Origin of the sequence: Pseudomonas sp., assembly GCF_050739995.1 — a bacterium.
GTDB lineage: Bacteria > Pseudomonadota > Gammaproteobacteria > Pseudomonadales > Pseudomonadaceae > Aquipseudomonas.
The window spans coordinates 1-12,657 of record NZ_JBOICG010000710.1; the positions used below are offsets into that span (position 1 = coordinate 1).

The following is a 12,657-nucleotide window of genomic DNA, read 5'->3' on the forward strand; positions in this document are numbered from 1 at the left end:
CAAGCCAGCTCCCACAAGAGATCGGATTTACCAGGCAGGATTATGTTGTGAGTGGATCTATCTATGAGTGACAGCTACCTTTCGTTCGTCAACTCCCCCTGGGGCCGTCGCCTGGCCCAGGCCATCGGCCTGCCGCAACCCTTGCCGCTGCAACGTCATCGCAGCGGCCAGCAGGGGCTGGCCAACCCGGTGATCATCGCCGGGGCAGGGCACCTGGTTCCTCGGGTGCAACAGATCTTCACCGCCACCGACACGGTCGCCGCTACCCCGGCAACCCTCACGGCGCCGTCCACGCTCAAGGTGCAGGGCGCGGTGTTCGACGCCAGTGGCGTGGCGGATGTCGCACAGCTCGACGAGCTTTACCTGTTCTTCCACGCCAACGCCAAGCGCCTTAGCCACCACGGTCGTGTGGTGGTGCTCGGCACCGCGCCAGAACATTGCAAAGACTTGCCCCAGGCCATTGCCCAGCGTGCCCTGGAAGGGCTGGTACGTTCGCTGGCCAAGGAGTTGCGACGGGCGATCACCGTGCAATTGATTTACGTGGCGCCGGGTGCCGAAGAGGCGTTGGACAGCAGCCTGCGCTTCTTCCTGTCCCGTCGCTCGGCCTATGTGTCGGGGCAAGTGGTGCGCCTGGAAAAACCGGTGGAAGGCCACGTCACCGTCAATTGGGACAAACCTTTCGCCGGTCGCCGCGCCCTGGTCACCGGCGCCTCCCGGGGCATCGGCCTGGCGATTGCCCAAGTGCTGGCCCGCGACGGTGCCCATGTGGTGTGCGTCGATGTGCCCCAGGCCCAGGAAGCCTTGCAGCAAACGGCCAGCAGCGTGGGTGGTTCGGCCTTGCCGCTAGACATTACCGCAGCGGACGCCGCCGCTTTGCTGCAGGCCCATGCCAGCCAATACGGGGCCTTTGACGTGGTGGTGCACAACGCCGGAATTACCCGCGACAAGACCATCGCCAAGATGTCCGAAGCGGCCTGGCGCGACGTGCTGGCGGTCAACCTGCAAGCACCGTTGCAATTGAGCGAAGCGCTGCTGAACAGTCAGGGCCTCAACCCGGGCGGGCGTATTGTGTGTGTGTCATCGATCTCCGGGATTGCCGGCAACCTGGGGCAAAGCAATTACGCCACCTCCAAGGCCGGCGTCATTGGCCTCGTGCAGGGGTTGGCTCCGCGTGCGGCCGCGCAACAGGTCACGGTCAACGCCGTGGCGCCGGGGTTTATCGAAACCCAGATGACCGCGAAGATCCCGCTGATGATTCGCGAAGCGGGGCGGCGCATGAACTCGTTGTCCCAAGGCGGCCAGCCGATCGACGTGGCCGAGACCATCGCCTGGCTGGCGCATCCGGCGTCCGGTGGGGTCAACGGCCAGGTCGTACGTGTGTGCGGTCAAAGCCTGCTGGGAGCCTGAACCATGGATTACGTGACCCAAATCATTGACCCACTGCCGTCGCGTACGCAGCTATTGCTGGACGGTATGCGTGGGCTGCGCAAGCCCAAGCTCGACGGCGACCCGTTGCTGCCCAAAGAGCGACTGGTGCGCTCTGCCGTGGAGCTGTCGGCCAATGGCATCGCCGCTTTTGGTCGCGCCTGTGGCTTTCGCCGTGAGCAGGGCGTGCCGCTGTCCTATCCCCATGTGCTGGCGTTTCCCTTGCATCTGATGCTGCTGACTCGGCCGAGCTTCCCGTTCCCAGCCAGCGGCATGGTGCATTTGGCCAATCGCATTCGTCAGCATCAGCGGCTGGAGGAAGGCCAGGCCCTGCGCCTGGAAGTCTACTGCGAGCGCTGGGTTGCCCATCCCAAGGGCCAGGCGCTGAGCATTGCCACCCGCGCCTACAGTGCGGGCACCTTGGTGTGGGAGAGCGACAGCCTGTACCTGCGCCGTGACGTGAGTCATCCCGTCGGCGAACCTTGGGATGACGTGTTGCCGTTGCAGGACGAGGGCCTGTTGCGCACCCAGCGCTGGGTGTTGCCCGCCGACCTGGGCCGACGTTTTGCCCAGGTGTCGGGGGACTTCAACCCGATTCACACCTCGGTGATCGGCGCGAAAATCTTCGGCTTTCGCCGCGCCATCGCCCATGGCATGTGGACCCTGGGCCGCGCACTGGCCGCCCAGCAACCGCCGGGTGGATTGGAGCAGGCGCAAGCGCATTGCGACTTCAAATTGCCGATCTTCCTGCCCGGCCAGGTCGCGCTGTGGAGCCATCCTGTGACCAGCCCGCGCCGTGAGTTTGAAGTGCGCAATTTTGCGGGTGATAAACCCCATATGCGCGGCTTGTTTATCTGGAATGAGACCTGTCGATGAGTGACTACAGCTTTAACCCGGCCCCGACCCGTCGCGTGGCGATCATCGGTGGCAACCGTATTCCGTTTGCCCGCTCCAACACGGTGTACGCCCACGACAGCAACCAGGACCTGCTGGTGGCTGCACTGCAAGGCCTGGTCGACCGCTATAACTTGCACGGCCAGCGTTTGGGTGAGTTCGCCGCGGGCGCGGTGATCAAGCATTCGCGAGATTTCAACCTGGCGCGTGAGTCCTTGCTGTCCACGACGTTGTCGCCACAAACACCCGCCTACGACGTGCAGCAAGCCTGCGGTACGGGTCTGGAAGCCGCCTTGCTGGTGGCCAATAAAATTGCGCTTGGCCAGATCGAAGTGGGCATTGCTGGCGGCTCCGACACCACCTCCGACGCCCCCATCGGCATCAATGAGTCAATGCGTCACAGCTTGCTCGCAGCCAACCGCGCCAAAGGCGTGGGCAACAAGGTGAAGGCGTTGCTGAAGCTGCGTCCGTCGATGTTCTTCAAGCCACTGCTGCCGCGTAATGGTGAGCCGCGCACAGGTTTGTCCATGGGCGAGCACTGTGAAGAGATGGCCAAGCGTTGGCAGATCAAACGCCTGGCACAGGATGAACTGACCCTCACCAGTCACCAGCGTCTGGATGCCGCTTACCAGCGCGGCTTCTTCGATGACCTGATCAGCCCCCATCGCGGCCTGGCGCGGGATAACAACCTGCGCGCCGACACCAGCCTGGAAAAACTCGCCGGCCTGGCCCCGGCCTACGACCGACAAGACGGTACGCTCACGGCGGGCAACTCCACGCCGCTGACCGATGGCGCCTCGGTGGTGTTGTTGGCCAGTGAAGAGTGGGCGGCCGCCAAGGGGTGGCCGGTGCTGGCCTACCTGCGCACTGGCGAAACTGCAGCGGTGAATTTTGTCGACGGCACTGAAGGCCTGCTGATGGCCCCGGCCTACGCGGTGCCGCGCATGCTCAAGCGCGAAGGCCTGAGCTTCAGTGACTTTGATTTCTTCGAGATCCACGAAGCCTTTGCTGCCCAAGTGTTGTGCACGCTCAAGGCCTGGGAAGACGCCGATTATTGCCGCGAACGTCTAGGCTTGGATGCACCGCTGGGCGCCATTGATCGCGCCAAGATGAACGTCAACGGCGGCTCGCTCGGCTGCGGCCACCCCTTTGCAGCCACCGGAGGCCGGCAATTGGCGGCGCTGGCCAAGATCATCCATGAGAACGGCGGCGGGCGCGGCCTGATTTCCATCTGCGCGGCAGGCGGGCTGGGCATTACCGCCATCGTCGAGAAGTAGCTCTATCAAAAACAACAACAAGGAGACTGCCATGAACGCTGTAAGCCTGGAACAAGCCGAACGGGTCTGGTTGAACGCTTACCTGCCCGGCGTGCCGGCCGACATCGACGCCGGTATCGAGGACTACCCGTCGCTGCGCGAGGTGTTCCTGGAGCACCTGGACAAATTCCGCGAGCGGGTCGCCTATGTCAGCATCGGCACCGAAATGACCTACGCCGATTGGCAGGTGCAAGGTACGGCGTTTGCCGCCTGGCTGCAGGGCCAGGGCGTGAAGAAGGGCGACCGCGTGGCGCTGATGATGCCCAACTGCCTGCAATACCCTATCTGCCTGTTGGGCACGATCCTGGCCGGCGCGGTGGTGGTCAACGTCAACCCGTTGTACACCTCCCATGAGCTCAAGCATTTGCTCAAGGACAGCGAAGCTGAAACCGTGGTGATCTTCGAAAACTTCGCCCACACCCTGGAAAAGGTCATCACCGGCAGCAGCGTCAAGCGCGTGGTGATCGCCGCCATCGGCGATTTGCTCGGCACCTTCAAGGGCGCGGCGATGAACTTCATCCTGCGCAGCGTGCAGAAACAGGTGCCAGCGTTCAAGCTGCCAGGGGCGCTGCGCTTCAATCAGGTGCTGAAGCAGGGGCGGGCACAGTCTCATTCTCCTGTCACGATGGCCCTCGACGACCTGGCCTTCCTGCAGTACACCGGTGGCACCACGGGCGACGCCAAGGGCGTGATGCTCAGCCACCGCAATATCATCGCCAACCTGCTGCAAGCCAAGGCGTGGGTCGGCGATCAATTGGACCAGAACCAGCAGGAAACCAACGTCACCTTGCTGCCGCTTTACCACATCTTTTCCCTGACGGTGAACTGCCTGATGTTCATGTGCCTGGGCGGGCGCAACATCCTGATTGCCAACCCACGGGATGTGAAGCGGGTGCAGATGATCCTGCGCAAGGAGCGCTTCAACGGCATCGCTGGAGTCAACACGTTGTTCAATGGCTTGCTGGAAAACAAGGAATTTTGCGCACGGGACTTTTCCGCGCTGCGCATGGTGATCGCCGGCGGCATGGCCACGCACACGGCGGTGGCCAAGCGTTGGAAGGAAGTGACCGGGTTGCCGATCATCGAAGGCTACGGCCTCACCGAGTGCTCGCCGGTGGTGAGCATCAGCCCCATCGACATTGCGCACATGCGCGAGATGGAGTTCACCGGCAGCATCGGCGTGCCGTTGCCGTCGACCTGGGTGCGGTTTATACGCGAGGATGGCGAGCTGGCCGATATCGGTGAACAAGGTGAGCTGCAAGTACGTGGCCCGCAGGTGATGCAGGGTTATTGGAAGCGACCCAAGGAAACCGCCGAAGTGCTGGATAGCGACGGCTGGTTGTCGACCGGCGATATCGGTGTGATGGACGACCGTGGCTATATTCGGCTTGTCGACCGCAAGAAAGACATGATCCTGGTCTCCGGTTTCAACGTGTACCCCAATGAAATCGAAGACGTCGTGGCGTTGCATCCAGGTGTGGGCGAGGTGGCGGCCATCGGTGTGGAAGATCCCGTGAGCGGGGAAAAGGTGAAGATCATCGTGGTGCGCAAAGACCCGAACCTGACGCAGGAACAGATCCTTGTGCATTGCCGGGAGTATCTGACGGGGTACAAGGTGCCGAGGTATGTGGAGTTTCGCAGTATCGAATTGCCCAAGACCACCGTGGGTAAAGTCCTGCGCCGAGCCTTGCGCTGATTGTCAGGTGTAGGTGGTCTAAATGTGGGAGGGGGCTTGCCCCCGATAGCAATGTGATAGCCAGCTTATGTGTGGCTGACACTCCGCCATCGGGGTAAGCCCCCTCCCACATTGGAGCAGTGTTGGGTTTCAGACGGCGTTTACTTTGACCCAGCGTTCTTCCCTGGCCGCGATACGAATCGCCGTCGCCAACCGCTCCACCGCCCATGCCGCTTCGAAGTCAGTGCCATCCGTTCCTTGACCCGCCACGGCCATGATCAACTCCTGCACCTCCAACGTCTTCAGCTCGTTATAGCCCAACTGATGCCCCGCCGCCGGGCTGAACGCCGCGTAGCCGGGCAGGGCGGGGCCGGCCAGCAGGCGTTGGAAACCGTCCTGGCCGACACGGCACAGGCGAAGTTCATTCAAGCGTTCCTGGTCGAAGGCCAACGTACCTTTAGTCCCGCTGATCTCAAAGCTCAGGTGGTTCTTGTAGCCATGCTTGAGCCAACTGCTGCTCACCGTGCCACGTGCGCCGTTGGCGAAGCGCAGCAGGGCGTGCACCTGATCGTCCACCGCGATGGTTTTCAGCTCGCTGCTACCTGGGGCGGCAGGGCGTTGGGCGTGCACGGTGTGGGTATCGGCGCACACGCTGACCACATCGCCCACCAGGTAATGCGCCATCGACAGCAGGTGGCTGCCCAAGTCAGCCAGCGCACCGCCGGCATGGGCGACTTCGCAGCGCCATGACCAGGGTGAGGCGGGGTCGGCCATGAAGTCTTCGCTGAACTCGCCCTGGAAGCTGATGATCTCGCCCAGTTCGCCATTGGCAATCATCTGCCGCGCCAAGCTGATCATCGGGTTGTGCTGGTAGTTGTAGCCGACTCGTGTCACGACCCCGGCGGTGCTGGCCGCGCGGCGCATGGCATCGGCCTGCTCCAGGCTCACGGCCAGGGGTTTCTCGCAGTACACCGCCTTGCCCGCCGCAATGGCGGCCATGGCCATGGGGAAGTGCAGATGATTGGGGGTGGTGATGGCTACCACATCGACCTTGGGGTCATTGATCAACGCCTGCCAGTCGCCATGGGCCTGGGCAAACCCCCAGGCGGTGGCGCAGCGCTGTGCGCGTTCGGTGTCGGCATCGGCCAGGGCGGCCAGCTTGAGGGTGACCGGTAATTCGAATACAGCACGGGCATTGTTGAACGCCAATGCATGGGCGCGGCCCATGAAGCCTGTGCCGATCAAACCGATTCCGAGTTCACGCATAGCCGTGGTCCTTTGGATTATTGTTTTCAGGAATGGCATTAATGGAATAAAAATTCCTAAAATTCAATAGGTGGAATAAAAATTCATTAATCAGTCAGGGTAATGCAGCGATATTCAGGGCAATGCCAAATGCCATCAGTTAACAAAAGATAACGTAGCGCCGATTGTCAGACGATTCGAAAGCCCGATAGGATGGCCCCTGCTTCCGCCAGACGCTCTAGATTGCAGGTTTCAGCGCCGAGGAAAGCCCCTAACAATAATAAATGGGAGAAAGGTCTATGAGTGAGCCTGTCATGGGTTGGGTTGTTTGCCGCCCACGCGCCGCACGCAGGGTTGCGATGCTGGCCACAGCGCTCTCGCTGCTTGGAGCCGTCGCGTTGCCGACTGCCGTCCACGCCGCCAGCGATACCCCCGCCGCCGCGGTGTTTGCGATTGAATCCCCCAAGGCCTCCAAGGGCCTGATGATCGATGTGGCACATGCCGGCAAACGCCTGGTGGCGGTCGGTGACCGTGGGCACATCCTCTATTCCGATGACCAGGGCAGCACCTGGACCCAAGCCAAGGTCCCCACCCGGCAGTTGCTTACCGCAGTATTTTTCGTCGATGACAAGCAAGGTTGGGCGGTAGGTCATGATGCGCAGATTCTTGCCAGTACCGACGGCGGCGCTACCTGGGCCCAGCAATATCAAGACCTCAAACGCGAAGCGCCGCTGCTTGATGTCTGGTTCAAAGACACCAGCCACGGCCTGGCCGTCGGTGCCTACGGTGCGTTGATCGAAACCAACGACGGCGGCAAGACCTGGGAAGACGTCAGCGACCGCCTCGACAACGAAGACCAATACCACCTCAACGCCATCGCCTACATCAAGGACGCCGGCCTGTTCATCGTCGGCGAACAGGGCAGCATGTTCCGCTCCCGCGACGACGGCCAGACCTGGGAAAAACTTGAAGGCCCTTACGAGGGATCGCTGTTTGGCGTGATCGGTACTGCCCAGCCGCAAACCCTGTTGGTCTATGGCCTGCGTGGCAACCTGTACCGTTCTGTGGACTTCGGCAGCACCTGGGAGCAGGTGGAGTTGAACGCAGCGCGTGGGGCGTTGGAGTTCGGCCTGTCGGGCGCTACGTTGCTGGATGACGGCGCTATCGTCGTGGTCGGCAACGGTGGCAGCGTGGTGGTCAGCCATGACGACGGGATGACTTTCAGTGTGTTCAACCGTCCGGATCGCATTTCGCTGTCGTCTGTCACGGCAGCAGGCAATGGCAACTTGATTCTGGCCGGGCAGGGTGGCGTTCGTGTTGCTACGCCGACTGGCGCAGAACTCGTAAAACAATAATAAGGGCGGGGAAAGAATGAGCAGTCATCACAACGATAAAGCGACCCTTCTTGAGCGCCTGATCTTCAACAACCGCCCGGCAGTGATCGTGATCTGCCTGCTGGTGAGTATTTTCCTGTTCTGGCAGGCGACCTTGATCCGCCCGTCCACCAGCTTTGAAAAGATGATCCCTCTCAAGCACCCCTTCATCGAAAAGATGATGGAGCACCGCAATGACCTGGCCAACCTGGGCAACACGGTGCGGATCTCGGTGGAAGCCAAGGACGGTGACATCTTCACTAAGGAATACATGGAGACCCTGCGTCAGATCAACGACGAGGTGTTCTACATCTCTGGCGTCGACCGCTCAGGCCTGAAGTCGCTGTGGAGCCCCAGCGTGCGCTGGACCGAAGTGACCGAAGAGGGTTTTGCCGGCGGTGAAGTGATCCCGCAGAGCTACAACGGCTCACCGGAAAGCCTCGACCAGTTGCGCAATAACGTGCTCAAGTCTGGCCAGGTCGGGCGCCTGGTGTCTAATGACTTCAAGTCGAGCATCGTCGATATCCCATTGCTGGAGTCCTACCCGGACCCGCAGGACCAGGGCAAGCTGCTGGCCCTGGACTACCGCAAGTTCTCCCATGAACTTGAAGACAAGATCCGCGATAAATTCGAAGCGCAGAACCTTAACGTCAAGATTCATATCGTCGGTTTCGCCAAGAAGGTCGGCGACTTGATCGATGGTTTGGTGATGGTGGTGATGTTCTTCGGCATCGCGTTCGTCATCACCCTGATTCTGCTGCTGTGGTTCACCAACTGCCTGCGTAGCACCATCGCAGTGTTGAGCACGACGTTGGTGGCGGTGATCTGGCAACTGGGGCTGATGCATTTTTTCGGTTTCGGCCTCGATCCGTATTCGATGCTGGTGCCGTTCTTGATTTTCGCCATCGGTATTTCCCACGGCGTGCAGAAGATCAACGGCATCGCCCTGCAATCCAGTGAGGCTGACAACGCGCTGACGGCGGCGCGCCGCACATTCCGGCAACTGTTCCTGCCGGGGATGATCGCGATTCTCGCCGACGCCGTGGGCTTCATTACGTTGCTGATCATCGATATCGGCGTGATCCGTGAGCTGGCCATCGGCGCGTCCATCGGCGTGGCGGTGATCGTGTTCACTAACCTGATCCTGCTGCCCGTGGCGATTTCCTATGTAGGCATCAGCAAGCGCGCCATCGCCAAGAGCAAGAAAGATGCGAATCGCGAACACTCGTTCTGGCGCCTGTTGTCGAACTTTGCCAGCGCCAAAGTCGCGCCGGTGTCGATCCTGCTCGCGCTGGTCGCCTTTGGTGGCGGCCTCTGGTACAGCCAGAACCTGAAGATCGGCGACTTGGACCAGGGTGCGCCGGAACTGCGTCCGGACTCGCGCTACAACAAGGACAACAACTTCATCATCAGCAACTACTCCACCAGCTCCGATGTGCTGGTGGTGATGGTCAAGACCAAGTCTGAAGGCTGCTCGCGCTATGAAGCGATGGCACCCATCGACCAACTGATGTGGAAGATGCAGAACACCGAAGGCGTGCAATCGGCGATCTCGCTGGTGACTGTGTCCAAGCAGATGATCAAGGGTATGAACGAGGGCAACCTGAAATGGGAAACCCTGTCGCGCAACCCGGATGTGCTGAACAACTCCATCGCCCGTGCTGATGGCCTGTACAACAACAATTGTTCGCTCGCCCCGGTGCTGGTGTTCCTCAACGACCACAAGGCCGAGACCCTCGACCGTGCGGTGCATGCGGTGCAAGACTTCGCCAAGGAAAACAACAAGGACGGCCTGGAATTCATCCTCGCCGCCGGTAACGCCGGGATCGAGGCGGCCACCAATGAGGTGATCAAAGAGTCCGAACTGACCATCCTGATCCTGGTGTACCTGTGTGTGGCCACCATGTGCATGATCACCTTCCGCTCGTGGGCGGCGACCTTGTGCATCGTGCTGCCGCTGGTGCTGACCTCGGTGCTGGGCAACGCGCTGATGGCGTTCATGGGCATCGGTGTCAAGGTCGCGACCTTGCCGGTGGTGGCGTTGGGCGTGGGGATTGGCGTGGACTACGGCATCTACATCTACAGCCGCCTGGAGAGCTTCCTGCGTGCCGGTTTGCCGCTGCAAGAGGCGTATTACCAGACGCTCAAGTCCACCGGTAAGGCCGTGCTGTTCACCGGCCTGTGCCTGGCGATCGGCGTGTGCACCTGGATCTTCTCGGCCATCAAGTTCCAGGCCGACATGGGCCTGATGCTGACCTTCATGCTGTTGTGGAACATGTTCGGCGCGCTGTGGCTGCTGCCGGCGCTGGCACGGTTCCTGATCAAGCCTGAGAAACTGGCAGGACAGAAGGGTAATTCTTTGTTTGCTCACTGATGGGGCGTAACCCTGTGGGCTGAACCAATGTCCACAGGGTTCTCACTCAATAAGGGGGGGGGGGCTACCGGTTGACTACGGCGCGATCTTCAGGAACAACTGATCCACCGGCGGGGTGATCAGCACGTAGATGATTTTCTTCACCGGCACGCTGCCAGGGGCTTTAAGGTTACTCAGGTAGTCCTGTACATGGGCCTTGAGCAAGTCCTTTTGTGTGAACTTGCGTTGCTCCGCCAGCTTTAAATGTGCACGGGTGTAGCGAGTCGGTGGGTCGCCGGCGTCGGCGTAGTGAAAATGGGCATACCACAGCACCACGGGCGGTTTGGTTGCCTTGTCATACACCGCATATTCGGTGAAGAAATCACCGCTGAGGGTTGGACGGTTGGGGTCGGCGGTGCTTGTGAGGTTGATGTCGATTTCACCGTGGTCCCACAAGTAAGCAAGGCTTTCGCTGGTGGGTAGTTGCTGCTTGTACGCGCGGCTGCATTCACGTTGCGCTAGGCGCATCATGTCCCTGGCATCTGCCCGGTAAGCATCCAGCAAATCTTGCGCGACGGGTTTGTCTGAGTGGTCGCGCACCAATTCATCGGCAAGCGCGGTGAATTTTCTTGCGTGCGCCGTGAGCATTTTATCCCAGGCATCTGGATCGACATCTTCCCGGGTGGCTTCCACATTGACGAGCCGTTGCTCGGCAGTGACCTGCTGTTCAATCCCTTTGCGTTGGTCGATCAGTAACTGGCCCGACTCTCTTATCTGCGCCAGTGACCGCGCGACCACATCAAGTGCTGGTGCTTGTTCCTCGACAAGTGAGGTATCCACCCAATTATTTTCATGCTGGTCGAACGTGGCAATCGTATTCCCTGTCAGTGGGTCGTTGATGGTCATACGCTCACGGGGGCGTTGAGTGTTGGCCGGCAGCCGGTCGCCGACCAGGTAGAGCTTACGACGGGTCTTGAACACGTGCTTGGTAGGCGCCTTGGGGCGCAGGGTTTTTGATACGGGTAGCTCTACTTCCAACTGCTCCTGTTTGCGCACCACACTTTCCAATTCGCCTTCGGCCAATGCGCGGGCGTATTGCAGGCCTTCCAAAAGTCGCGTGGAGGCAGGAAGCAGTCGGTCGGAACTGAGTGTTTTGAGCGCTCGTAAGGTGTTTTCATAGCGCCTGTATACATTGATGGCGGTTTCGTAAACATTGCGTTGCTCATCCAGCGAATAGTCGGTGCTGCTGCGAACTTCGATGTGAGAGAACAGGACTTGAGTCAAGCCCAGTTCTGTGAGGCGATTGATGTACAACATCTCCTGGGGCGGCAGGAACACATCCGTTAACTTTATGCTTGCCCACGACAAAGGGCGTAGAGCATTGAGTTTCAGATTTGCGGCAAAGTAATTTTGAGGGTGGATGATCATGTTCAAGATGCGGTTACGAATCGCGCGCCCACCAGCGGAAAGTTGCTCCAACTGTTCGAGCAGTGTTTCGCTCCCGGCGTTGGTGTCTGCCATGCGTTGCCAGGTGTTGGCGGCTTCAACGGCATGATGGATATGCTCGTCAAAGGCTGTGCGATCACCCCACAACGCAGCGACACGCATTCGACGCGCCGTGTTACCTATCGGCTCGCCGGTTCTTGAAACTTGCAGGTCGTTTAACCACTCTCTTTCAGATTCGTAAAGTACAAAGTTGTCATTCCAGATTTTCTCGAGCGTTTTCTCCATGTCCTGGACATGAGCGCCGGCCCCTGCGACGTCTTTCAGCTCACGTCCCAGATCGATCAGTTGCTGGCGCGAAGCCAACAACTTTGCGGATTGGTCGATCAGCGTGTCGAGCAACATCCGGTAAGAACGTCGCACCCGTTCATAGTTTTGCATTTCAGTTTGTTGTCGTGCTTCCAGCGCTGGACGCTGGTCTACGGTGGCACGTTGTAAGAGGTCCCACACCAGGCTCAGTGTCCGACGTTGCGTTTTCAGATTCTGACGCCAAGTAGTTACCTGCGTCATCGATTGCCTGACCGGCGGGTCAAGATTGTCCTGGATTTCAACGGCAAGGGAGGCCGTGGCAGCGATCAGTTCCTGTTTCTTTTCCCTGTTCTGCTCACGCAACTCCGCCAGCCGTTTGCGTCCGCCGCCTGACAGCTTCAATCCGCGATCAAGGGTCCAGCGGCCTTTTCCGTCGGTCTTGAGCAAAATGCCGGGATGATCAGGCTTATCGGGGTGAATGATGTACACCTCGCCAAAGCCCGGGACGATACTGACCCGAAACAGCAACCCTGCCACTGAGGCATGCAATCGCCCATCGATCCGATACAGGCCTTTGTAATTGCCGAATGTTAGCTCTAAGGGCATGGGGTTGGGCCAGTGAAC

The 12,657-nt window shown here is 60.0% G+C and carries 7 protein-coding genes and 1 pseudogene; 6 read left to right on the top strand and 2 right to left on the bottom strand.

The window, feature by feature from the left end; all coding sequences use genetic code 11:
- The first annotated feature begins 63 nt into the window (after positions 1-63).
- The 4 genes from ACRESD_RS24050 to ACRESD_RS24065 are packed head-to-tail and all read left to right on the top strand — an operon-like array spanning position 64 to position 5,331.
- Complete coding sequence (locus tag ACRESD_RS24050) at positions 64-1,407, top strand: 3-oxoacyl-ACP reductase (RefSeq protein ID WP_431753187.1); 1,344 nt, start codon at positions 64-66, stop codon at positions 1,405-1,407.
- Between the two features lie 3 nt (positions 1,408-1,410).
- The gene (locus ACRESD_RS24055) at positions 1,411-2,301 is read left to right on the top strand and encodes a MaoC/PaaZ C-terminal domain-containing protein (protein WP_431753188.1); all 891 of its coding nucleotides are present in this window, start codon (positions 1,411-1,413) and stop codon (positions 2,299-2,301) included.
- Positions 2,298-3,596 (top strand): acetyl-CoA C-acetyltransferase, encoded by a 1,299-nt coding sequence (locus ACRESD_RS24060; protein ID WP_431753189.1) that lies wholly within the window; start codon positions 2,298-2,300, stop codon positions 3,594-3,596. The genes ACRESD_RS24055 and ACRESD_RS24060 overlap by 4 nt, the downstream gene beginning before the upstream one ends.
- 31 nt (positions 3,597-3,627) lie before the next feature.
- A complete protein-coding gene (locus tag ACRESD_RS24065; RefSeq protein WP_431753190.1) occupies positions 3,628-5,331 on the top strand; it encodes an AMP-binding protein in 1,704 nt (567 codons plus the stop codon).
- Positions 5,332-5,460: 129 nt separating this feature from the next.
- Here ACRESD_RS24065 and ACRESD_RS24070 read toward each other — a convergent pair whose 3' ends face one another.
- Positions 5,461-6,576, bottom strand: a complete 1,116-nt coding sequence (locus ACRESD_RS24070; protein ID WP_431753191.1) for a Gfo/Idh/MocA family protein — start codon at positions 6,574-6,576, stop codon at positions 5,461-5,463.
- 293 nt (positions 6,577-6,869) lie between these two features.
- Between ACRESD_RS24070 and ACRESD_RS24075 the strand changes: the two genes are divergently transcribed.
- Complete coding sequence (locus ACRESD_RS24075; protein WP_431753193.1) at positions 6,870-7,910, top strand: WD40/YVTN/BNR-like repeat-containing protein; 1,041 nt, start codon at positions 6,870-6,872, stop codon at positions 7,908-7,910.
- A gap of 16 nt (positions 7,911-7,926) precedes the next feature.
- Entirely contained in the window at positions 7,927-10,302 is a 2,376-nt protein-coding gene (locus tag ACRESD_RS24080; protein WP_431753192.1) for an efflux RND transporter permease subunit, read from the top strand.
- A gap of 75 nt (positions 10,303-10,377) precedes the next feature.
- On the opposite strand, the pseudogene ACRESD_RS24085 reads toward ACRESD_RS24080, so the two are convergent.
- Positions 10,378-12,657, bottom strand: a pseudogene (locus ACRESD_RS24085) (hypothetical protein); the annotation flags it as partial.